The following is a 22,653-nucleotide window of genomic DNA, read 5'->3' on the forward strand; positions in this document are numbered from 1 at the left end:
TTTCACGTGAAACATTCGCCCCTTCAGGCGTCGCCCGCCCGGGTCACACCTGCTCGGTGACCGGGGCCCGGCTCACCGTGATCACCCGGTCCCCCGCCTTGAGCTCGGTGAGCTTCGGGTCGGCGAAGTCCAGCAGATCCTTGCCCCGCAGGACCGCCACCATCAGGTCCGCGCAGGCGCGTGGCGACCGTCCCACCTCCTGCCGGGTGACGGGACGTTCGATCAGGTCCAGTCCGCTGCCCAGGGTCATCAGGTCCTCCAGGGTCCTCGCCACGATCGGGCTGACCATGGAGACGCCGAGCAGCCGGCCGGCGGAGCTGGAGCTGGTGACCACTGTGTCCGCGCCGCTCTGCTTGAGCAGCGGGACGTTCTCGTCCTCCCGGGCGGCGACGACGATCGTGGCCCGCCGGTTCAGCTGGCGTGCGGTGAGGGTGACCAGGGCCGCGGTGTCGTCGCGCTGCGGGGCGACGATCACCCGGGCGGCGCTGGGAACCTCGGCCTTGAGGAGCGTCTCGGAGCGGGTGGCGTCCCCGGTCACCGTGACCAGCCCGTCGTCCCCGGCGGACACCGCGGCCTTGAGCTGCGCGTCCACGACGACGATCTGTTCCTTGGGGACGCCCTGCCCGACGAGCGTCTCCACCGCGTGGCGGCCCTTGGTGCCGTAGCCGACGACCACGACGTGGTTGTGGGTGCGGGTGCGCCAGCGGTGGACGCGGACCTGCTGGCGGGTGCGCTCGGTGAGCACTTCGAGGGTGGTGCCGACCAGGATGATCAGGAAGAGCACGCGCAGCGGCGTGATGACGAGGATGTTGACGAGCCGGGCCGTGTCGCTGACGGGCGTGATGTCGCCGTATCCGGTGGTGGAGAGGGTGACGGTGGCGTAGTAGGCCGAGTCGAGGAGGTCGACGGAGCCGTCGGAATTGTCGTTGTAGCCCTCGTGGTCGGCGTAGACGATCAACGTGGTGACGGCCAGCACGAACAGGGCCAGGGCGAGGCGCCGCAGCACCTGCTGGAGTGGCGGCAGGGCGCTCTGCACCGGCATCGTGATGGAGCGGCCGGCCTCGGCGTCGTCACGGGCCTCGGCGCGCGAGCGGTACCAGAGCGACCTGAGGAGGGAGAGCCGCCGTGCCCCGGCAGGCTGTCGTTCGTGGTCTCGCATCGCGTGCCCCCTGTCATGGTGATCCGTACGGTGGGCACCATGGTTCCCGGCGGGTTGTTCCCGTCAGCACGCAACACCCCGTCCGTACCGAGGTTTCGCCCAGTATCCCGGAGGTCTCCCTTGCGCGACCACACCGTCGTCGTCGGCTTCGGCACGAAGGGGCGGGCCGCGATCCGCACCGCCTGTGCCTCGGGACTGCGGAAGGAGCAGGTCGTCGTGATCGATCCCGGCGCCAAGATGATCGCCGCGGCGACGGCCGAGGGCTACGAGGGCGTGGTCGGCGACGCGACGCGCAGCGACGTGCTGCGCCGGGCGGAGGTGCAGCGGGCCGGAAAGATCATCATCGCGACGGAACGCGACGACACGTCCGTCCTCGTGGCCCTGACCGCCCGCCAGCTCAATCCCCGGGCGAAGATCGTGGCCGCGGTGCGGGAGGAGGAGAACGCGCCGCTGCTCCAGCAGTCGGGCGCGGACGAGGTCATCACCAGCGCGGGAGCGGCCGGACGCCTCCTCGGGCTGTCCGTGCTCAGCCCGGCGGCCGGCCGGGTCATGGAGGACCTCATGCACCAGGGCAGCGGCCTGGACCTCGTGGAGCGGCCCGTCACCAAGGCCGAGTCGGGACGCAGCCCGCGCGAGACGGACGATCTGGTGGTGAGCGTCGTCCGCGGTCACCGGGTGCTCGCCTACGACGATCCGGCGATCGGCGTCCTGGAGCTGACGGACCGCCTGGTCACCATCGTGCGGGTACCGCCGGAGCCGCGAACGGCACCCCCCCGCCTCTAGCGGACGGCGCCCCGCCTCCAGCGGACGGCGCCCGGCTTCTCGTGGACGGCGCCCCGCCTCCAGGGGAAGCCTTCTGGAAGCCTTCCTAATTGCGGTTGTACAGCCGCATCGTGACCGGTCCGAAGACCAGCACGAACAGCGCGGCCCACCCCAGCGACCAGGCGATGTCGGCGGTCGGCCGGTCGCCCGCCATCAGTCCGCGCACCGCGGAGGACAGATGCGTGACCGGGCTGTTGTTGACGAACGCCTGGAGCCAGCCGGGCATGGTCCTCGGGTCGACGAACACGTTGGACAGGAAGGTCAGCGGGAAGATCACCATCATGCTGACGCCCATCACCGACTTCTCGGTGCGCAGCATCAGCCCGAACATGGTCCAGATCCACGAGAAGGCGAACGAGAAGACGATCAGCAGGGCGATCCCGGCGACGACGCCGACGAACCCGCCGTCCGGGCGATAGCCGAGGATCATGCCGACGGTGAGCATCACGGCGGAGGCGATCGTGTAGCGCAGGGCGTCGCCGAGGAGGTAGCCGACCATCGTCGACGGCCGCCAGATCGGCAGTGAGCGGAAGCGGTCGAACACGCCCTTCTCGATGTCCGTGTTCACCGAGACGCCCGTGTACATCGTGATCATCATGACGGACATCACGAGGATGCCCGGCAGCAGGAACTGGATGTACTCCTTCGGCGACCCGGCCAGGGCACCGCCGAACAGGTATGTGTACATCAGCACCATCATGATCGGGAACGCGGTGACGTCGAAGAGCTGCTCCGGCACGTGCTTGATCTTCAGGACGGCCCGCCAGCCGAAGGTGAGCGAGGCCGACCAGGCGCTCGGGCGCGGCGGCCGCTCCCGGGCGACGAGCAGCGCCGCGAGGGAGTCGGCGCTCACCGGGGCGAGTGTCCGGGTGTCGTCGGTCGTCGCGGTGCTCATGCCGCCACCTCGTCCTTCGGGTCGGGCCGCACGTCGTCGGCGGCGTCGTGGGTGTCGTGTCCGGTCAGGGCGAGGAACACCTCGTCGAGGCTGGGCTGCCCGAGTGAGAAGTCGTCGACGGTGATCCCGGCCCGGGAGAGCTCGGAGAGGGCGCGCGCGGCCTGTTCGGCGGCCGTGTCGTCCGCCGTGGCGGTCAGCCGGGCCGTCAGCGCCACCGCGTCGGGTTCGGGCTCCACGGAGGCGTCCAGAACCCGTCGCAGCAGTTCCGCCGCCTCGGACCGCTGCCCGGCGTCCCGCAGCCGCAGATGGACGGAGCCGGCTCCCACGGACGCCTTCAGCTCGCCCTTGGTGCCCTCGGCGATCACCTTGCCGTGGTCGATGACGGCGATCCGGGAGGCCAGCTGATCGGCCTCGTCCAGGTACTGCGTGGTCAGCAGCACGGTGGTGCCCTGCGCGACCACCGCCCGCACGATGTCCCACACGTGGTTGCGGCTGCGCGGGTCGAGGCCGGTGGTCGGCTCGTCGAGGAAGAGCAGCTCGGGCGTGCTGAGGATGGACGCGGCGATGTCGATGCGGCGCCGCATGCCGCCCGAGTAGTGCTTGATCTGCTTGCCTGCCGCGTCGGTGAGCCCGAACGCCTCCAGGAGTTGGGCCGCCCGCTCCCGGGCTGGCTTCCTGCCGTGCCCGAGGAGCCGGCCGAGCAGCACCAGGTTCTCGGTACCGGTGAGGTCCTCGTCCACCGACGCGTACTGGCCGGTGAGGCTGACCAGGCCGCGTACCTCGTCGGCCTCGCGGACCACGTCGTGGCCGAAGACGTGGGCCTCGCCGCCGTCGGGCCTGAGGAGCGTGGCGAGCATCTTGACGGTGGTGGTCTTTCCGGCGCCGTTGGGCCCGAGGACGCCGTAGACCGTGCCGGCGGGCACGGCGAGGTCCACGCCGTCCACGGCGCGGGTCTCGCCGAACGTCTTCACCAGGCCCGCGGTCTCGATGGCCAGGCCGGCGGTGTGCTGGCTCATGGGGGAGTGTCCTTCCGCGCAGTCGGATTACGCAGGGGAGACCTTCACCGTCGCGCAGACTCATCGGTCGCGCATCGGGATGTCCCCGGGACCGGCCCATGACCGCTGCGGCTCCGCTGACCGCTGCGGGTCCGCTGACCGCTGTGGGTCCGCGGTCGCCCGACGGCCGCTACGGCGGACGCCGCGGACGCAGGAGTAGCGTCCCTCCCATGCATGCGATCACGATTTCCGAACCTGGTGGTCCCGAGGCGCTGGTGTGGGAAGAGGTCCCCGATCCCGTACCCGGCGAGGGCGAGGTCCTGGTCGAGGTGGTGGCCGGCGCCGTCAACCGCGCCGACATCATGCAGCGGCAGGGCTTCTACGACCCGCCGCCGGGCGCGTCGCCCTACCCCGGCCTGGAGTGCTCGGGGCGCATCGCCGAGCTCGGCCCCGGAGTCAGCGGCTGGGCCGTCGGCGACGAGGTGTGCGCGCTGCTCGCGGGCGGCGGATACGCGGAGAAGGTCGTCGTCCCGGCGGGGCAGCTGCTGCCGGTGCCCGAGGGGATCGACCTCCGGCAGGCCGCCGCGCTCCCCGAGGTGACGTGCACGGTCTGGTCGAACGTCTTCATGGTCGCCCATCTGCGCCCCGGTGAGACGCTGCTGGTGCACGGCGGCTCCAGCGGGATCGGCACCATGGCCGTTCAGCTGGCCAAGTCCGTCGGCGCCAGGGTCGCCGTCACCGCGGGCAGCGAGGAGAAGCTGCGGCGGTGTGCCGAGCTGGGCGCGGACATCCTGGTCAACTACCGGGAGCAGGACTTCGTGGCCGAGATCAAGCAGGCCACGGACGGTGCCGGGGCCGACGTCATCCTCGACAACATGGGCGCGAAGTACCTGGAGCGCAACGTCCAGAGCCTGGCCGTCAACGGCCGCCTCGCGATCATCGGCATGCAGGGCGGGGTGAAGGGTGAGCTGAACATCGGCGCGCTCCTCGCCAAGCGTGCCGCGATCAGCGCGACCTCGCTGCGGGCCCGCCCGCTCGAGGAGAAGGCGACGATCGTCGCGGCGGTGCGCGAGCACGTCTGGCCCTTGCTGGCCGCCGGTCACGTCCGCCCGGTCGTCGACCGCGAGGTCCCGATGCAGGACGCGGCCACCGCCCACCGCATCGTCGAGGAGAGCGGTCACGTCGGCAAGGTCCTGCTGGTCGCACCCTGACGGCACCGCACGGCCACAGGGCGTCGTCCTAGCCACGGCGCAGCCGCAGTCCGAGGAAGGCGAGGCCGAGACCGAGGCCGATGAGGATCAGGCCGCTGCCGAGGGGCAGGACCCGCAGGGCGTGCCCGACGGGCTGTTCCTGCTGGGTGGCCGCCCGCGGCGACGCGCTGGGCACGAGCCCGGCCGCGGGCGGGTCCTCCTCGGCCGGCTCCTCCTCGGCCGGGTCCTCCCCCGCGTCCTGCTCCTCGTACGCCTCCACGTCGTCGTCCTCGTACACGTCCCCGTCCTCGGCCCCGTCCTCGTCCGCCGTCCGCCCCGGACGGATGCGTCCCTCCCCGGCCCGGCTCCCGGCCCGGTCGGGCCCGACCGGGGACGCGGACGCGGACAAGGACGCGGATGTGTACGAAGACGTGTAGGGGGACGAAGACGGGGATGAGGATGAGGACGGGGACGAGGTCGTGGACGGCGACGGCGCGGCGGCGTACGACGCGACTCCGCCGTACGGCAGCCCGGCCGCCAGCGCCAGGCTCACCGCCGGTCCGCACAACCCCCACCGCCATGGAGTCACGTCCGTGACCCCCTCCCGGTGTCAGCCGATAGAGAACAAGTAGCGACAAGCCTGGCATTCGGCCGTGTTCACCGCATCACGGACTGCTCCGAACGGAAACGGTGGATCATCTTTCCCGGGGGGCACCACGGTGATGAGGTGTACGGGTGCGAGAGAATGGCGGCATGGAGATGCCGAGGAACGAAAGGTCGCCGGAGAACGCCCAGCGGATCCTGGTCGTGGGCCAGGACGGTATGGCACTCGGTGGCGGCGACGCGGACGAGGACTCCCGTGAGACCCCGGTGACGGAACAGGTCGAGCAGCCGGCGAAGGTCATGCGGATCGGCAGCATGATCAAGCAGTTGCTGGAGGAGGTGCGGGCGGCTCCCCTGGACGAGGCGAGCCGGGCTCGGCTCAAGGAGATCCACTCCAGTTCGGTGAAGGAACTGGAGGACGGTCTGGCGCCCGAGCTCGTCGAGGAGTTGGAGCGGCTCTCCCTGCCGTTCAACGACGACGCGACTCCGAGCGACGCGGAACTGCGGATCGCCCAGGCCCAGTTGGTCGGCTGGCTGGAGGGCCTGTTCCACGGCATCCAGACCACCCTGTTCGCGCAGCAGATGGCCGCGCGCGCCCAGCTGGAGCAGATGCGCCGCGCGCTGCCGCCGGGTGTGGGCGGCCAGGAGGGCCTCGACGACCCCCGCACGGGCGGCCGCTCGGGCGGACCGTACCTGTAACCCCGTACGAGGAGAAACCCCGTACGACCAGACCCCGTACGAAGGGCCCGGCGGTCGCCGCCGGGCCCTTTCGGTTGCCGGGACGTCAGGACGCCGGGTTGCCCGTCGACACGCTCAGCTCGATCTCCGGCATGTCCTCGGGGTCGACGTCCGTCCCGGCGGACGGGAACTGGTCCATGACCGCGCCCTGGCCGTACGTGTTCTCGTCGACGTCCTTGATCGTCATCGTCCAGCCGGCCGCCTGGAAGCACTCCTTGACCGACTTGATGTACTTGAACTGGAAGTTCGGGACGCGGATCTTGTCGGGGTCGTTGTACGACTCGTCGGGCTCGGAGCACTCGGCCGAGTCGATCGTCTTCGAGGTGTCCGGGCCGCGGTAGCCGGCCGCCTTCGTGGCGGTGGCGCTGGAACTGGCTCCGCCGGAGCCGCCCTTGTCGTCCTCGCTGCCGTCGTTCGCCATGAGGGTGCCCAGCAGGGCGGCGACCGCCACGACCGCGACGACAGTCGAGCCGACGACCACCGGCTTGCTGCTCGCCCGTCCGCTGCCGGGGCCCACCGCCGTCGACGGCTGCGGGGTGAGGTTGTAGGCGGGCGGGGTGTGCGGCGCCTGCTGGTGGCCGTACGACGGGGCGGGCGTCTGGTAACCGCCCTGTGCCGGATAGCCGTAGGACGGCGCCGGGGCCGGCGTCGAGGGCGCCGGGGTGCCGTACGGGTTGTTCGGCGCGGGCTGGTACGGCGTCTGCACATTGCCCGTCGGGCCCTGGGTGCCCTGGCCGACCGGCGGGAAGACCGCGGAGCCGACGCCCGCGCCGCTCGACGTCTGGGCACCGGCGACGATGCTCGGCGGGGCGGCCTGGAAGGAGGCCGCGACGCGCAGGCACTCGTCGCGCATGGCCACGGCGGTGGGGAAGCGCTCGTTCGGGTTCTTCTTCAACGCGCGCGCGACGAGCGCGTCCACGGCCGGCGGCAGCGCGCGGTTGACGGAGGAAGGAGCCACCGGCTCCTCCTGCACGTGCGCGTACGCGATCGCCAGCGCCGAGTCCGCGTCGAACGGGATCCGGCCGGTGACCAGTTGGAACAGCATGATGCCGACCGAGTACAGGTCGGAGCGGGCGTCCACGCCCCGGCCCAGCGCCTGCTCGGGCGAGAGGTACTGCGGGGTGCCGACGACCATGCCGGTCTGCGTCATCGAGGTGACGCCGGACTGCATCGCGCGCGCGATGCCGAAGTCCATCACCTTGACGACACCGCGCTTGGTCATCATCACGTTGCCGGGCTTGATGTCGCGGTGGACCAGCCCCATCTCGTGACTGATCTCCAGCGCCGCCAGCACGTCCGCGGTGATCTTCAGCGCCTTGTCGGCGGGCATCGCGCCCTGCTGCCGCACGTCCTCGTCGAGCACCGACCCGAGCGGGCGGCCCTCGATGTACTCCATGACGATGTACGGCGTCGTCATGCCGTCCACGTCGTCCTCGCCCGTGTCGAAGACGGAGACGATGTTGGTGTGCGTGAGCTTCGCCACGGCCTGGGCCTCGCGGCGGAAGCGCTCGCGGAAGGCCTGCTCGCGGCCGAGCTCGGTGTGGAGTGTCTTGATCGCGACCTGGCGGTCGAGCACGGAGTCGTAGGCGAGGTGGACGGAGGCCATGCCGCCCTCGCCGAGCAAGTCGCGCAGCTGATAGCGGCCGCCGGCGAGCGCCCGCCCCGCATACCGGCCCTGCGCGCCGTCCTGGCTCATCTTCTGCGTCCCCCGTAAGGCGTCGGGCACCTGCCGCTTGCTGTGGCTAGCCATTGATCGAAAGTGCCATTCCCGGCCAAGTCTGCCCCAGGCCACTGACACGTCAAGCGCGGTGCCCGTTCCGTGACCGTACGCGAAAGAAGCGTCGCGGAAGCGTTACAGGCGGCGTACGGCCGGTACACAGAATTTGCACGCCGGCATGGGGTGCGGGTTTGATGGCCGGTCCGGTCTCCGACCCGTACCCGCGCTCATCCCGGACCGGCGGCTTGCGCGGAGGCTGTAGCGTGGCCGACGGAGACCGTGACAACACCGCGCGCACCGCGGGCAGAAACGACGGCGAGGACTGATGGCACAGCAGCAGCGCGCTCAGGGCCCGTCCGACCCCGAGGCGACTGGCGGCGGTATGTCAGATGCGCCGGAGCTGTGGGGTAACGGCGGGCTTGTCGGGGACGGCCGGTACCGGCTGACCCACAGACTCGGCCGGGGCGGCATGGCGGAGGTGTTCGCCGCCGAGGACGTGCGCCTCGGGCGAACCGTGGCCGTCAAGCTGCTGCGCGCCGATCTCGCCGAGGACCCGGTGTCCAAGGCCCGGTTCACCCGCGAGGCCCAGTCGGTGGCCGGCCTCAACCACCACGCGATCGTCGCCGTGTACGACTCCGGCGAGGACTTCGTGGGCGGCCAGAGCGTGCCGTACATCGTCATGGAGCTGGTCGAGGGGCGGACGATCCGTGATCTGCTGCTCAACGCCGAGGCGCCGGGCCCCGAGCAGGCGCTGATCATCGTCTCCGGGGTGCTGGAGGCGCTGGCCTACTCGCACCAGCACGGCATCGTCCACCGCGACATCAAGCCGGCGAACGTGATCATCACGGACAACGGCGCCGTGAAGGTGATGGACTTCGGCATCGCCCGAGCCCTGCACGGCGCGTCCACGACGATGACGCAGACCGGCATGGTCATGGGCACTCCGCAGTACCTCTCCCCGGAGCAGGCCCTCGGCAAGGCCGTCGACCACCGCTCCGACCTGTACGCCACGGGCTGCCTGCTGTACGAACTGCTCGCGCTGCGTCCGCCGTTCACCGGCGAGACCCCGCTGTCGGTGGTCTACCAGCACGTCCAGGACATCCCGGTGCCGCCGTCGCGCACCTCGGACGGCGCCTGCCCGCCCGAACTCGACGGCCTGGTCATGCGCTCCCTCGCCAAGGAGCCCGACGACCGCTTCCAGACCGCGGAGGAGATGCGCGGCCTGGTCCAGTACGCCCTTCAGATGCTCTACGACCAGGGCGGCCACACCGGCACCTGGAACACCGGGCCGGTCGACGCGGCCGCCGGCGGGGCTGCCGCCGCGGCCGGGTTCGCGGGCACCACGGCGATGCCGCACGGCGCCGACGGCTCCAGCACCTCGCAGATCCCCCAGCCGATCCTGCCCTCGGGCTACGGAGGCGGCGACGACGGCGGGTTCGAGGGGCACGGCAACCGGGGCAGCGGCCGCGGCAAGCTGTGGGTCCTCGCCGTCCTCGCGGTGATCGCCATCGCGGCCGGTGTCGCCCTCGCGCTGAACAACAGCGGTTCGGACGGCGGCGGAGGGTCGGAGACCACGGAGTCGCCGACCGTCACGCAGTCCGCGACGGAGGACGAGAGCAGCGCGTCCCCGAGCGACTCGCCGACCGACGAGTCGACGGAGGAGGAGACGACGGAGGGCAGCTCCGGCTCGAACTACGGTTCGGAGTACACGCCGTCGTACACGCCGTCGTATTCGCCCTCCCCGAGCTACAGCAGCGAGGAGAGCGAGCAGCCGTCGGAGGAGCCGACCGAGACGCAGCCGTCGGAGGAGCCGACCGACACCGAGTCGAGCGACTCGGGCACCACGGACGGCGGGACCGGGGAGGACGCCGGTTCCACGACGGGCACCTCCAGCGGCAGCGACCAGGGCACCACCAGCCTCGGCAGCCTCGGCGGCTGACCCCTTCCGTCCACACCGCCACGCGCGCGCGTGGGGCCCGACCGGGCTCCCCACGCGCGCGTCGTCGTCTGCGCGGCCCGCCCCGGCGGGGCGGCCCCGCGCCCGGGTCAGAGCGTGAAGGCGTCGCACACCGCGTCGTACTCGCGCGTCCACCACACCGCCAGGGCGGAGGCCGCCGGGAACTGGGGATCGGCGCGGGTGTCGCCGCGCTCGTAGTGCCAGCGCAGCATCCAGAAGTCGTTGAGGCGCTCCCACCACACGCGGTGCACGGCGGCCGCGAGTTCCGAGGGGGTGGCCCCGGCGGCGCGCCGGTACGCGCGCGCGTACGCCCGCGCCTTGGGCAGGTCGAGGGTGCCGCCGGGCAGGACGAAGAAGATCGCGGCGGCGCGTACGGCCTCCTCGGCGCGCGGCTGCACACCGAGCCGGTCCCAGTCGACGATGGCGGCGGGGGCGTCGTCGCGGTAGAGCAGGTTGAAGGGGTGGAAGTCCCCGTGCACCCAGCCGGCCGGGCCGCCGCGCGGGGGACGGCGGTCGGCGTTCCGTTCCAGCAGGGCGCGCCGTTCCAGGAGCCGGTGGCGGGCCAGTTCGTCGAAGGAGTCGGCGGGGCGGTGCCGGCGCACGCGCGCGAGGAGGTCGTCGATCACGGCGAAGGTGTCGGCCGGGGCGACGCTCTCCGGGGGTGCGGCGCGGGCCCGCGCGTGTGCCGGCATCACCCGTTCCAGGCTCGCGTGCACGACCCCCAGCAGCGCCCCCAGACGGGCGCACTCACCGGGGGTGAGCTGGGCGCCGTGGCGGTGGCGGCCGTCGATCCACGGGTGCAGGGCGTAGGCGTGGCCGCCGACGACGGCGACCGTGCGCCCGTCGCGGCCGGGCAGCGGGGGCGCCACGGGGACCCCCAGGTCGGCCAGGCGCTGGGTGGCCCGGTGCTGGCGGACGATCGAGGCCTCGTCGGCGGTGTCCGGGTCGAAGTGGTGCTTGAGGAAGTAGCGGCCGCGGGTGGTGCGCAGCCGGTAGCCGCGGTTCAGCAGACCTTGGTCGACGGGCGCGCAGTCGAGGGGGGAGCCGGCGGCGTAGCGGCGGAGCAGGGCGCCCAGAGGGGGCGCGTGGGGCATGTGGGGTGGTACACAGGAGCGCGGCACGCGCCTGATGCTAGGGCACTGTCCGGTGCCGTGAGCTGCGCGTTGTCACACACAGTCACCAGGTGTCACAAGTGGTCCCCGACGGTCGCCTTGAGGTGGGTCCCGGGCGTGAAGTGATCCCCCCGGTCGGCGGCCGGTGTAGGGGTATGGGGCGCTTCGTCCTTTTCGGTGGGTTGGTGCACTCGTCTATCCGTGCTCTTCCCGTTGCCGAGGCCGACGGGATAACGTGCCGTTGCTCCGGCCTCCTGCAAGGCTGTGACCAGGATCCTTCCCGAGTTTGCCGATTTTACTTGGAAATCCAAGCAAAAACGCAGGTCAGGTGGGGTTTCACAGACATGTGGCGTACTGGGTAACGTGCATCTTGCAGGGCGCTCGCCGGGGCACCTGTCACGCCTGTTCCGGCCGAGCGGCACCCACCCCGTGCGCGGGTGTCGGAACAGGTGAGCCGTACTGGTTCCCGGCAACCCCGGGGGCCGGACCGACGGAGGAGCACACGTGACCGTGGAGAGCACTGCCGCGCGCAAGCCGCGACGCAGCGCCGGAGGCAAGGCCGGAGCCACCGGCACCGAGACGGCGACCGGCACCACCCGCGCCGCCGCGGCGAAGGCCACCGGCGGCAAGCGCGCCGCCGGCAAGCGCACCGCCGCCGGGGCCCGCACCGCCCGTACCGCCGGCGCCATCGCCGGGAAGGGCGGCGAGCCCGAGCTCGTCCAGCTGCTCACGCCCGAGGGCAAGCGCGTGAAGGACGCCGAGTACGACCCGTACGTCGCCGACGTCAGTCCCGACGAGCTGCGCGGCCTGTACCGCGACATGGTGCTCACCCGCCGCTTCGACGCCGAGGCCACCTCCCTCCAGCGCCAGGGCGAGCTGGGCCTGTGGGCCTCGCTGCTCGGCCAGGAGGCCGCCCAGATCGGCTCCGGCCGCGCCCTGCGCGACGACGACTACGTCTTCCCGACCTACCGCGAGCACGGCGTCGCCTGGTGCCGCGGTGTCGACCCGGCCAACCTGCTGGGCATGTTCCGCGGCGTCAACAACGGCGGCTGGGACCCCAACAGCAACAACTTCCACCTCTACACGATCGTCATCGGCGCCCAGACGCTGCACGCCACCGGCTACGCGATGGGCATCGCCAAGGACGGCGCGGACAGCGCGGTCCTCGCCTACTTCGGCGACGGCGCCTCCAGCCAGGGCGACGTCGCCGAATCGTTCACCTTCTCCGCCGTCTACAACGCGCCGGTGGTGTTCTTCTGCCAGAACAACCAGTGGGCGATCTCCGAGCCGACCGAGAAGCAGACCCGCGTCCCGCTCTACCAGCGGGCGCAGGGCTACGGCTTCCCGGGCGTCCGCGTCGACGGCAACGACGTCCTCGCCTGCCTCGCGGTCACCAAGTGGGCCCTGGAGCGGGCCCGCCGCGGCGAGGGGCCGACCCTCGTCGAGGCCTACACGTACCGGATGGGCGCCCACACCACCTCCGACGACCCCACCCGCTACCGGCACGACGACGAGCGCGTCGCCTGGGAGGCCAAGGACCCGATCCTGCGCCTGCGCCGGTACCTGGAGGCCTCAAACCACACGGACGAGGGATTCTTCGCGGAACTCGAGGCCGAGAGCGAGGCGTTGGGCAGGCGAGTGCGCGAAGCGGTCCGTGCCATGCCGGACCCGGACCACTTCGCCATCTTCGAGAACGCGTACGCGGACGGGCACGCGCTCGTCGACGAGGAGCGGGCCCGGTTCGCCGCCTACCAGGCGTCGTTCGAGACGGAGTCCGACAGCGGCGTCGCCGCGGGTGAGGGGGGCAACTGAGATGGCCGGCACTGCGACCAGCAAGACCAGCACGACCATGGCTCTGGCCAAGGCGATCAACGAGTCGCTGCGGCACGCGCTGGACTCCGACCCCAAGGTCCTCGTCATGGGCGAGGACGTCGGCAAGCTCGGCGGTGTGTTCCGGGTGACGGACGGCCTCCAGAAGGACTTCGGCGAGTCCCGCGTCATCGACACCCCGCTCGCCGAGTCGGGCATCGTGGGCACCGCGATCGGCCTGGCCCTGCGCGGCTACCGCCCGGTGGTGGAGATCCAGTTCGACGGCTTCGTCTTCCCGGCCTACGACCAGATCGTCACCCAGCTCGCGAAGATGCACGCCCGCTCGCTGGGCAAGGTGAAGCTCCCCGTCGTCGTCCGCATCCCCTACGGCGGTGGCATCGGCGCCGTCGAGCACCACTCGGAGTCCCCCGAGGCGCTCTTCGCGCACGTGGCGGGCCTGAAGGTGGTCTCGCCGTCGAACGCCGGGGACGCCTACTGGATGATGCAGCAGGCCATCCAGAGCGACGACCCGGTGATCTTCTTCGAGCCCAAGCGGCGCTACTGGGACAAGGGCGAGGTCAACACCGAGGCCATCCCCGGCCCGCTGCACAAGGCGCAGGTCGTCCGCGAGGGCACCGATGTGACCCTCGTCGCCTACGGTCCGATGGTGAAGGTCTGCCGGGAGGCCGCCGACGCGGCCGCCGAGGAGGGCAAGAGCCTGGAGGTCCTGGACCTGCGTTCGGTCTCCCCCCTCGACTTCGACTCCATCCAGGCATCGGTGGAGAAGACCCGCCGTCTGGTCGTGGTCCACGAGGCGCCGGTGTTCTTCGGCTCGGGCGCGGAGATCGCCGCCCGGATCACGGAGCGCTGCTTCTACCACCTGGAGGCCCCCGTGCTCCGGGTCGGCGGCTACCACGTCCCGTACCCGCCGGCGCGTCTGGAGGAGGAGTACCTGCCGGGTCTGGACCGGGTGCTCGACGCCGTCGACCGTGCCCTGGCGTACTGAGGAGAGGGTCGTGACGACGATGACGGAAGCGTCCGTTCGCGAGTTCCGGATGCCCGACGTGGGCGAGGGGCTCACCGAGGCCGAGATCCTCAAGTGGTACGTCCAGCCCGGGGACACGGTGACCGACGGTCAGGTGGTGTGCGAGGTCGAGACGGCCAAGGCCGCCGTCGAACTGCCCATCCCCTACGACGGCGTGGTCCGCGCGCTCCACTTCCCCGAGGGCACCACGGTGGACGTGGGCACGGTGATCATCGCGGTGGACATCGCGGGCGGCGAGGCGCCGGCGGCGGCAGCGGCTCCGGCGCAGGCCGCCGCCCCGGCCGTGGCGGGGGAGCCCGCCGCGCCCGAGGCGGAGGGTTCCGGCCGCCAGCCGGTCCTCGTCGGGTACGGCGTGGCCGCCTCCTCCACCAAGCGCCGTCCGCGCAAGGCCGCGGAGGTTCCCGCCCAGGAACCGGCGGCGGCCGCGGCCGTCCAGGCCGAACTGAACGGCCACGGCACGGCGGCGCACGCCGCACCGGCCCCCGCACCGGTCCCCAGCCCGGCCGCCGTACCGGCCCCCGGTCCGTCCGACGCCTCCGTCGGCAAGGCCCGCCCGCTGGCCAAGCCGCCCGTGCGGAAGCTCGCCAAGGACCTGGGCGTGGACCTCGCGACGGTGGTCCCGTCCGGGCCGGACGGCATCATCACGCGCGAGGACGTCCACGCGGCGGCGGCCCCGGCGCAGGCCCCCGCGCCCGAGCGGCCGGAGGCGCCGCAGCCCGTCCCGGCGGCCGCCCCCGCCCCCGCCCCCGTCACCGTCCCGGCCCCGGTGGTCTCGTACGACGCGGCCCGCGAGACCCGTGTCCCCGTCAAGGGGGTGCGCAAGGCGACCGCGCAGGCCATGGTGGGGTCGGCGTTCACGGCGCCGCACGTCACGGAGTTCGTGACGGTCGACGTGACCCGCACGCTGAAGCTCGTCGAGGAGCTCAAGCAGGACAAGGACATGCAGGGCCTGCGGGTCAACCCGCTGCTGCTCATCGCCAAGGCCCTGCTGGTCGCCCTCCGGCGGAACCCGGACATCAACGCGTCCTGGGACGAGGCCAACCAGGAGATCGTGCGCAAGCACTACGTCAACCTGGGCATCGCGGCCGCGACCCCGCGCGGTCTGATCGTGCCGAACATCAAGGACGCCCACGACAAGACGCTGCCCCAGCTCGCCGAGGCGCTGGGCGAGCTGGTGGCGACGGCGCGCGAGGGGCGGACGCCTCCGGCGGCCATGCAGGGCGGCACGGTCACCATCACCAACGTCGGTGTCTTCGGCATCGACACCGGCACACCGATCCTCAACCCCGGCGAGTCCGCGATCCTGGCCATCGGCGCGATCAAGCTCCAGCCGTGGGTGCACAAGGGCAAGGTGAAGCCGCGTCAGGTGACCACGCTCGCGCTGAGCTTCGACCACCGCCTGGTCGACGGCGAGCTGGGCTCCAAGGTGCTGGCGGACGTGGCGGCGATCCTGGAGCAGCCGAAGAAGCTGATCACCTGGGCCTGAGCCCGGGTGAGCGCGGGGAGCCGCGGCCCCCTCGGGTGGGGTCGCCCCACCCCGTGGAGCCGTCCCACCGGGCCGGGTCGCCCCACCGGGCCGGGTCGCCCCACCGGGTGGGGTCGCCCCACCCCGTGGAGCCGTCCCACCGGGCCGGGCCGCCCAACCGGGCGGGGTCGCCCGGTGGGCGGGGCCGTCCCACCGGGCGGGGCCGTCCCACCCGTGGGTACGACCCACCGCATGCCCGGCTCAACGGGCGGCGGTGGTCCCCGGGGTCTCCTCGCGCATCCAGTGGCCGTCGGTGGCCCAGCCCAGGAGTCGTCGGCCTTCGCCCTCGTCCGGCGAGCCGCCTTCGGCGGTCTGCCGCAGGCCGGTCAGGGCGGGAGCGAGCCGGGTCGCGACATGGCCGGGGCGGCGGGCGGCCTCCTCGGTCAGCCGGTCCAGGGCGCGGGCCTGTTCCCGCGGGGTGCACAGGGACAGGTGGAACAGCATCTGGCGCCAGGCGTAGGCCGCATCCTTGATGGTGGCGAGGGGACGCGGGTTCCCGTGGACGCGGGCGGTCAGGCGGCAGACGGTGTCGAAGCTACGGAGGGCCAGGTCCTCCCAGCCCGTGGCCGGGCTGATGCCGACCCGGTGGACCAGGGTGGCGAGGTTGTGCGTGGTGAGGATCTGCGCCTGCTCGATGACCGTGCCGTTCGCCGCCACCGATCCGGAGCCCCACCGGGAGCGGGTCGAGGAGGCCCCGGCCCGTTCGGCGCACAGCTGCGCGAACCGGGCCGAGGCCCGGGGCCGGACCGTCCGGAGCTGGGCCTCACCGGCTTCGAGGATCGCCAGGTTGCGCACGGCGCGGTAGTCGATGGCGTAGTAGCGCTCGTAGAGCGAGCCGCCTCCGAGGAGTTCCGCGGCGACACGGGCGGCGACGAGGAACTTCGGGGTGAACGTGCCCATGAAGATGTCGGCGGCCAGCTCCTCGACCAGCGGGGCGCCGAGGTCGGCCTGGCGGGCGAGGACGGACAGTTCGCGGACGAGCGGGTTGGGCAGGATCGTGCCCGGGAAGGCCTGCACGGCCAGTTCGCCGAGCTGCCGCAGCGCGAGGGCGGACACCTCGTCCGCCTCGCCACCGGTACGCCACCCGGCCACGGCCTTCACCCATGGCAGTTCCTCCGCCCGCACCTGCCGCTCCAGGTTGAGCAGCAGCAGCGAGCGGCGGTTGCGGAAGGCGCGGTAGTGGGCGGCGGCCAGCGTGCGCAGCGACTCCTCCGGGTAGGCCTGCGCGGTCGTCGCGGCGACGAGCTGCGGGACCAGTTCGGCCATGACCTCGGCGGACGGCACCACACCGCGCTCCACCAGCGTGCCCAGCGGCGCGCTCAGCGCGGTCTCGACGGGCCGGCGCAGGGCGCGCGGGATCGCCGCCCCCGCGGGCAGTCCCGTCTCCCGGGCCTCCTCCTGGCTGACCGCGGCGACGAGCGGACCGACCTCGGCGACGCCCTCCTCCGGCGGCAGCCCGGACAGCCGGCGCAGCACCAGCTGGGCCAGCGCGTGGTGCGAGGGCAGCGCCGCCTGCGCGGCCTGCTTCCGGCGCAGCGCCGTCAGTTCGGGCGAGCCGGGCAGGCCGCGCCGCCGCACCATGGAGGTGACGGCGTGCCGCAGCAGCCCGAGCCGGCGCGCGTCCAGCGGGCGTCCGGCGACGCTCTCCTCCAGCGCGCCGCGCAGGATGGCGAGGTTCTGCTTGGGGTCGAGGTGCTTGGTGCAGCGGGTGTGCCGGCGGGCGAGGTCGCGGTAGCGGCGCAGCAGGGCGGCGCCCCGCTCGTGCCAGGCGGCGTCGGGTGTGCGCGCCAGGACCCGGCCGTCCTCGGCCGTCTCCAGCCAGTGCGCGAGCAGTTCGTCGCCGAACGGCTGCCAGACGGCCAGTGCCTCCCGCTGTGTCTCCACGGCCTCGCCGGGCCGGCGCCGGCCCAGACCGTGCCGGGCGTCGCCGACGGTCCGGCGGTGCACCGCGGCGGCGTCGGGCGCGGGGCGGTCGGCGGGGGCCGGGGTGAAGCGCAGCCGGTCCGCGAAGGGGACCAGTTCCTCGACGAGGTCGAGGGCGGCGTCCGTCTCCCCGGCCCGGGCGAGCCAGGCGACGGTGAGCAGGGCGGCCTCCTCGGGGACGGTCACCTCGTAGCGGCCGCTGTCCAGCAGGTCGTACAGGCGGCGCAGTCCGTCCTCGGACAGCCAGTACGCGAAGAGGGCCCGCCGCTGCGCGGGGACGCCCGCCTGCCGCGCGGCCTCGGTCTCGTACGGGCGCAGGGGGCCGCCGGCCGCGGCCTCGCCGGTGGCGAAGCCGCCGCGGACGACCTGCGGGGTCACCCAGGCGGGCAGTCCGGCGACCGGGGTGCGCGAGCCGACGGAGAGCAGTCCGTTCGCCATGCCGGCGAGGACGGCCCGCCAGGCGCGGCCCTTCTCCTGGGCCCGGTGGCGGGTGTCGGGGTCCTGGTGGGTGTGGGCGGTCCTGAGCGCCTTGGCCAGTTGGCCGGACGCGTAGCCCGGGTTCGCCTCTGCGAGGTGCTGCTGGTCAGCGTCGTTGTCCATAAGCCGACGTGACGGGTTCCGCCCCCGTGCCCTCCGGGTCCCGAGCCCGGCGCTCTGCTGCTGAGCTACACGTCGATGAGCCGACGTGACGGGTTCCGCCCCCGTGCCCCCCGGGACCACAGCCCGGTGCTCTGCTGCTGAGCTACACGTCGTCGAGCCGACGTGGCGGGTGCCGCCCCCGCGCCCTCCGGGTGAAGAGCCCGGTGCTCTGCTGTTGAGCTACACGTCGATGGCCTAGACGGTAGATCCCGGAGCTACGGTCGGACAATCGGATTTACGACGGCGTCCGTTCCGCCCCGGGACCGGCACCGGCTCCGGGACCGGCATCGGCTCCGGCACCGGGACCGGCATCGGCTCCGGCACCGGGCCGTGGCTACGCGGGCACGTGCACGGTGGAGACCCGGCTGGCGACCAGCCGCTCCCGTTCCCGCCGGGCCGCCCGCCTGCGCAGCCGCAGGATCTGGCTCACCCCGACGGCCTGGAGCACGAACACCGCGGAGAAGGCGGCCCGGTAGTCGTCGCCGGTGGCGTCCAGCAGGACGCCGATCGCGAAGAGGGTCGTCATGGAGGCGACGAACCCGCCCATGTTGGTGATCCCGGACGCGGTCCCCTGCCGCTCGGGCGGGTTGGCGGGCCGGGCGAAGTCGAACCCGATCATCGAGGCGGGCCCGCAGGCCCCGAGCACCACGCACAGCACCACCAGCAGCCACATCGGCGCGTGGTCGTCCGGGTAGGCGAGCGTGGCCGCCCACAGCAGCGCGGTCGCCCCGACGGTGCCGAGCGCGAGCGGCAGGCGCGCCCCGTGGTGCCGGGCGACGACCTGCCCGTACACGAGTCCGACGGCCATGTTGGACAGGACGACGAGGGTGAGCAGTTCGCCGGCGGTGGCCCGGTCGAGGCCCTGGGCCTCGACGAGGAACGGCAGCCCCCACAGCAGCAGGAACACCATCGCCGGGAACTGGGTCGTGAAGTGCACCCACAGGCCCAGCCGCGTGCCCGGCTCCCGCCAGGAGGCCGCGATCTGCCGCCGTACGTAGGCGGCGCCCTGGTGCGGGAACGGCTCGGGGTCGTGCCCCTCGGGGTGGTCCTTCAGGAACAGCACCAGCAGCACCAGGACGACGACGCCGGCGAGCGAGCTGCCCGCGAACGCGGCGGTCCATCCCACGCCGTGCAGCAGCCGCGCCAGCACCAGCGTGGACACCAGGTTGCCGGCCATGCCCGCCAGGCCCGCGAACTGCGCGACCATCGGCCCGCGCCGCGCCGGGAACCAGCGGGTGCCGAGCCGCAGCACGCTGATGAACGTCATGGCGTCCCCGCAGCCGAGCAGCGCCCGCGAGGCGAGTGCCGTGCCGTACGTCGGGGAGAGGGCGAACCCGAGCTGCCCGGCGGTGAAGAGGACCACACCGATGCCCAGGACCTTCTTGGTGCCGAGCCGGTCGACGAGGAGACCGACCGGTATCTGCATGCCCGCGTACACCAGCAGCTGGAGGATCGAGAAGGTGGACAGCGCGGAGGCGTTCACATGGAAGCGGTCGGCGGCGTCGAGGCCGGCCACTCCCAGGGAGGTGCGGAAGATGACGGCGACGAAGTAGACGGAGACGCCGATCCCCCAGACGGCGACGGCGCGCCGTCCGCCCGGCGGGTCACCCGGTCGGGTGGAGTTGCCCAGGGGCCTCGCCGGGCTCATCGGACCTCCCCCCGGGCCAGGTGCGAGAACCAGCCGACGTGCCGGTGGACGATCCCGACGGCCGCCTCCGCGTCGCCGGAGCGCAGCGCCTCCAGGATCTCGGCGTGCTCGGTGAGGGTCTTGGCGATCCGGTCGGGGTGGGAGTGCAGGACCGCGACGCCCATCCGCAGCTGCCGGTCGCGCAGTTGGTCGTAGAGCCGGGAGAGGATCTCGTTGCCGCCGCTGCGGACGATCTCGGCGTGGAAGCAGCGGTCGGTGACGGCGGCCCCGGCCAGGTCGCCGGCGGCCGCCTGGGTCCGCTGCCGCGCGAGCAGTTCCTCCAGCCGTGCGATGAGCCCCGGCGGCGCGGGGACGGCCTTGCGCGCCGCGTGCTCCTCCACCAGCAGCCGGGTCTCCACGACGTCCGCGATCTCCTGCGCGGACACCGGCAGGACCAGGGCGCCCTTCTTCGGGTAGAGCTTGATCAGCCCCTCCACCTCCAGGCGCAGCAGCGCCTCGCGCACCGGCGTGCGCGAGACCCCGACGGCCTCGGCGAGCTCGCCCTCGGTGAGGAGCGTGCCGCCCTCGTAACGGCGGTCCAGGACTCCCTGCTTGACGTGGGTGTAGACGCGGTCGGCGGCGGGTGGCTGCTTGAGGGGGGCGGGCGGCGCGGATGGCATGTCCACAGGATAGATACAACACGTACGCATGGGTGGTCCGCGTCCATCATGCGGACCCCCGGGGCGAAGTGCCCTCCGAACGGGTCACGGGTGGGGCGTAAGGGGATCCCCTCGCAGCAAGCGCACAACTATCTGTGCTACTTACGTGTCACACACATGCGGCCCCTTCTGCTTTCCCCTGCAACTCGGCCGCACCTCAGGGGCATTCGACGTAATCGGGGTATTTCAGTTGATAACCGCCACCAAGGGCTTCCGTGTCCGCAGGGCCGCTGCCGTCGTCGTGACGACCGGCGCAGTGCTCGCCACCGGAGCTCTCACAGCGGCGCCCGCGCAGGCTGTCACGACGCCCACCATCACCGCCAAGGGCGCGTACCTGATGAACAGCGCGACCGGCGCGACGCTCTACAGCAAGTCCGCCGACTACAAGAGGCTCACCGCCTCCACCACGAAGGTCATGACCGCGAAGGTCGTGCTCTCGCAGTCGAACCTGAACCTCGACACCAAGGTCACGGTCAAGCAGGCGGTCAGCGACTACATGGTCCGCGAGGGCTACCCTTCGTCGGCCAAACTGATCGTCGGCGACAAGGTCACGGTCCGTCAGCTGCTGTACGGGATGATGCTGCCGTCCGGCTGTGACGCAGCGATGGTCCTCGCCGACAAGTTCGGCACGGGTACGACCGTCGCGGCCCGCACCAAGAACTTCATCGCCAAGATGAACACCACGGCCAAGAACCTGGGCATGACGAACACGCACTTCGACTCGTTCGACGGCCTCAGCAACGGCTCCAACTACTCGACGCCGCGCGACCTGACGAAGCTCGGCCGCAGCGTGATGAAGAGTTCCACGTTCAAAGCCGTCGTGAAGACCAAGTCCTACACGGCGAAGACGATCACCAAGACGGGTGCCACCCGCACCATGGCCGCTTGGACCAACACCAACACGCTGCTCGGCTGGAACGGCACGCTCGGCATCAAGACCGGCTCCGGCACCCAGGCCAAGTACTGCCTCATCTTTGCCGCCACGCTCAACGGCGAGTCGGTCGTGGGCACCGTCCTCACGGCTCCCGACGCGGCGAACCGCACGGCCGACGTGAAGAAGCTCATCAACTACGGCTACGCCAAGATCAGCTGACGCGCACCCACCCGTGTGCGGACGGGCCCGTCGTGACGTTCACGACGGGCCCGTTCCGTTGTGCGGCTGTGCGGCCTTGCAGCCGTGAGGCCATGCGGCCGTGACGGCTAGCGCGTCACCGCGAAGTTCCGCAGGATCGCGGCCGTCAGCTCCGGCTCGCCCTCCGCCTTGACCCGGTCCGCGACCGCCTCCGGGGACACCCGGCCGCAGGCGAGGCGGACGTACGTCTCCCAGTCGAGGGCGAAGGAGGCGGCGGGCCCGAGGGCGGGGGCCGTCTCCAGGGTGCCGCGGCCCTGGATGTCGACGCGGATGGTGCGCAGGAACTCGATCGGCCCGTGGACGTCGAAGACGACGGCGGAGCTGCGCGGGGCGTCGGACCGGGTGGCCACGACGCCGGGGAGCTCGGAGAGGAGCACGTCCCGGGCGATGTGCGCGCCGGGGGAGTCGAGGTTGCCGGGGCGGCCGAGGGCGGCGCGCAGGTCCTGCTCGTGCACCCACACGTTGAACGCGTGGTTGCGCATGGACTCCTCCAGCGTCAGCTCGGTGCCGAGGGGGCCCCGCACCTTGGCGCCGGGGTCGCGCGACTCGTTCCGCAGCTGCCGGTTGCGGCGGATGATCGTGTACTCCAGCTCGGACGTCATCTCCGGTGACGTGTGGTGCCGGCGGACGTCCACCTGTATCTCCATGTAGCGCTGGAGGTCGGTGGTGACGTGGAAGAGGTCCCGGGGCAGGGAGTGGATCGGCCGCGGGTCGCCGTACATCTCGCAGTCCAGCCCGATGACGTGCGACACGATGTCGCGGACCGACCAGCCCGGGCACGGCGTACGGCGGTTCCAGTCCGCCTCCACCAGCGGCTGCACCAGCTCGGTTATCGCTTCGATGGAGTGGGTCCAGGCGTCGGCGTAGGGCTGGAGGGTGGAATGCAGACTCACGGAACGGGACCCCTCGGCGGTCGGTACACGGGCGGGCAGGATGGTGGCGGCGGCGGTGCCAGCGGGAGGTGGCTGTCGGCGGGTGTCTTGAGACGCTAAGTTACGCTGCTGTGAGGCACCCCGGCAGTGCTTTCGTGTGACGATCGTAGGCCC

Annotated in this window: 17 protein-coding genes, 3 tRNA genes and 1 pseudogene; 8 read left to right on the forward strand and 13 right to left on the reverse strand. The window is 72.2% G+C overall.

Annotated elements, in window-relative coordinates; genetic code table 11:
- Positions 1-43: 43 nt before the first annotated feature.
- Positions 44-1,159: a potassium channel family protein gene (locus ACFYWQ_RS24895; RefSeq protein WP_389519063.1), complete on the reverse strand. Its 1,116-nt coding sequence runs from the start codon at positions 1,157-1,159 to the stop codon at positions 44-46.
- Between the two features lie 111 nt (positions 1,160-1,270).
- On the opposite strand from ACFYWQ_RS24895, the pseudogene ACFYWQ_RS24900 reads away from it, so the two are divergent.
- A pseudogene (locus ACFYWQ_RS24900) lies at positions 1,271-1,942 on the forward strand (potassium channel family protein); the annotation flags it as partial.
- Between the two features lie 85 nt (positions 1,943-2,027).
- Here ACFYWQ_RS24900 and ACFYWQ_RS24905 read toward each other — a convergent pair.
- Positions 2,028-2,876 carry an ABC transporter permease gene (locus ACFYWQ_RS24905; RefSeq protein WP_389519064.1) on the reverse strand — a complete coding sequence of 283 codons (849 nt, stop codon included), beginning with the start codon at positions 2,874-2,876 and terminating at the stop codon, positions 2,028-2,030.
- The gene (locus tag ACFYWQ_RS24910; RefSeq protein WP_389519065.1) at positions 2,873-3,892 is read right to left on the reverse strand and encodes an ATP-binding cassette domain-containing protein; all 1,020 of its coding nucleotides are present in this window, start codon (positions 3,890-3,892) and stop codon (positions 2,873-2,875) included. Before ACFYWQ_RS24910 ends, ACFYWQ_RS24905 begins: the two co-directional genes overlap by 4 nt.
- A gap of 209 nt (positions 3,893-4,101) precedes the next feature.
- Between ACFYWQ_RS24910 and ACFYWQ_RS24915 the strand changes: the two genes are divergently transcribed.
- Positions 4,102-5,082 (forward strand): NAD(P)H-quinone oxidoreductase, encoded by a 981-nt coding sequence (locus ACFYWQ_RS24915; protein ID WP_389519066.1) that lies wholly within the window; start codon positions 4,102-4,104, stop codon positions 5,080-5,082.
- A 28-nt stretch (positions 5,083-5,110) separates the two neighbouring features.
- On the opposite strand, the gene ACFYWQ_RS24920 is transcribed toward ACFYWQ_RS24915, so the two are convergent.
- Positions 5,111-5,470 (reverse strand): hypothetical protein, encoded by a 360-nt coding sequence (locus tag ACFYWQ_RS24920; RefSeq protein ID WP_389519067.1) that lies wholly within the window; start codon positions 5,468-5,470, stop codon positions 5,111-5,113.
- Positions 5,471-5,814: 344 nt separating this feature from the next.
- Here ACFYWQ_RS24920 and ACFYWQ_RS24925 point away from each other — a divergent pair, with 344 nt between their 5' ends.
- Positions 5,815-6,363: a bacterial proteasome activator family protein gene (locus tag ACFYWQ_RS24925; protein WP_389519068.1), complete on the forward strand. Its 549-nt coding sequence runs from the start codon at positions 5,815-5,817 to the stop codon at positions 6,361-6,363.
- An 85-nt stretch (positions 6,364-6,448) separates the two neighbouring features.
- Here ACFYWQ_RS24925 and ACFYWQ_RS24930 read toward each other — a convergent pair whose 3' ends face one another.
- Positions 6,449-8,098, reverse strand: a complete 1,650-nt coding sequence (locus ACFYWQ_RS24930) for a protein kinase (protein WP_389519400.1) — start codon at positions 8,096-8,098, stop codon at positions 6,449-6,451.
- 346 nt (positions 8,099-8,444) lie between these two features.
- Between ACFYWQ_RS24930 and ACFYWQ_RS24935 the strand changes: the two genes are divergently transcribed.
- Positions 8,445-10,058 carry a protein kinase gene (locus tag ACFYWQ_RS24935; RefSeq protein WP_389519069.1) on the forward strand — a complete coding sequence of 538 codons (1,614 nt, stop codon included), beginning with the start codon at positions 8,445-8,447 and terminating at the stop codon, positions 10,056-10,058.
- 107 nt (positions 10,059-10,165) lie between these two features.
- On the opposite strand, the gene ACFYWQ_RS24940 is transcribed toward ACFYWQ_RS24935, so the two are convergent.
- Entirely contained in the window at positions 10,166-11,170 is a 1,005-nt protein-coding gene (locus ACFYWQ_RS24940; RefSeq protein ID WP_389519070.1) for a phosphotransferase, read from the reverse strand.
- A 522-nt stretch (positions 11,171-11,692) separates the two neighbouring features.
- Here ACFYWQ_RS24940 and pdhA point away from each other — a divergent pair.
- Genes pdhA through ACFYWQ_RS24955 form a run of 3 tightly spaced genes read left to right on the forward strand, consistent with a single transcriptional unit; the run spans position 11,693 to position 15,528 of the window.
- On the forward strand, positions 11,693-13,000 hold the full coding sequence (gene pdhA / locus ACFYWQ_RS24945) for a pyruvate dehydrogenase (acetyl-transferring) E1 component subunit alpha (protein ID WP_389519071.1): 1,308 nt from the start codon (positions 11,693-11,695) through the stop codon (positions 12,998-13,000).
- Position 13,001: 1 nt separating this feature from the next.
- Entirely contained in the window at positions 13,002-14,003 is a 1,002-nt protein-coding gene (locus tag ACFYWQ_RS24950; RefSeq protein ID WP_389519072.1) for an alpha-ketoacid dehydrogenase subunit beta, read from the forward strand.
- Positions 14,004-14,013: 10 nt separating this feature from the next.
- Complete coding sequence (locus ACFYWQ_RS24955) at positions 14,014-15,528, forward strand: dihydrolipoamide acetyltransferase family protein (protein WP_389519073.1); 1,515 nt, start codon at positions 14,014-14,016, stop codon at positions 15,526-15,528.
- 240 nt (positions 15,529-15,768) lie between these two features.
- On the opposite strand, the gene ACFYWQ_RS24960 is transcribed toward ACFYWQ_RS24955, so the two are convergent.
- From ACFYWQ_RS24960 to ACFYWQ_RS24985, 6 genes are all read right to left on the reverse strand, one after another.
- Positions 15,769-18,090 carry a hypothetical protein gene (locus tag ACFYWQ_RS24960; RefSeq protein WP_389519074.1) on the reverse strand — a complete coding sequence of 774 codons (2,322 nt, stop codon included), beginning with the start codon at positions 18,088-18,090 and terminating at the stop codon, positions 15,769-15,771.
- 3 nt (positions 18,091-18,093) lie between these two features.
- Positions 18,094-18,165, reverse strand: a tRNA-Pro gene (locus ACFYWQ_RS24965).
- Between the two features lie 5 nt (positions 18,166-18,170).
- A tRNA-His gene (locus ACFYWQ_RS24970) sits at positions 18,171-18,242 on the reverse strand.
- Positions 18,243-18,247: 5 nt separating this feature from the next.
- Positions 18,248-18,319, reverse strand: a tRNA-Lys gene (locus ACFYWQ_RS24975).
- Between the two features lie 144 nt (positions 18,320-18,463).
- Positions 18,464-19,777, reverse strand: a complete 1,314-nt coding sequence (locus ACFYWQ_RS24980) for a nitrate/nitrite transporter (RefSeq protein WP_389519075.1) — start codon at positions 19,775-19,777, stop codon at positions 18,464-18,466.
- Positions 19,774-20,436 carry a GntR family transcriptional regulator gene (locus tag ACFYWQ_RS24985; RefSeq protein ID WP_389519076.1) on the reverse strand — a complete coding sequence of 221 codons (663 nt, stop codon included), beginning with the start codon at positions 20,434-20,436 and terminating at the stop codon, positions 19,774-19,776. The genes ACFYWQ_RS24980 and ACFYWQ_RS24985 overlap by 4 nt, the downstream gene beginning before the upstream one ends.
- 229 nt (positions 20,437-20,665) lie before the next feature.
- Here ACFYWQ_RS24985 and ACFYWQ_RS24990 point away from each other — a divergent pair, with 229 nt between their 5' ends.
- On the forward strand, positions 20,666-21,568 hold the full coding sequence (locus ACFYWQ_RS24990; RefSeq protein ID WP_389519077.1) for a D-alanyl-D-alanine carboxypeptidase family protein: 903 nt from the start codon (positions 20,666-20,668) through the stop codon (positions 21,566-21,568).
- 107 nt (positions 21,569-21,675) lie between these two features.
- Here the strand turns inward: ACFYWQ_RS24990 and ACFYWQ_RS24995 are convergent, their stop codons facing one another.
- On the reverse strand, positions 21,676-22,500 hold the full coding sequence (locus ACFYWQ_RS24995; RefSeq protein ID WP_389519078.1) for a maleylpyruvate isomerase family mycothiol-dependent enzyme: 825 nt from the start codon (positions 22,498-22,500) through the stop codon (positions 21,676-21,678).
- Positions 22,501-22,653: the final 153 nt, after the last annotated feature.

This window comes from Streptomyces sp. NPDC003247 (assembly GCF_042888135.1).
Classification (GTDB): Bacteria; Actinomycetota; Actinomycetes; order Streptomycetales; family Streptomycetaceae; genus Streptomyces.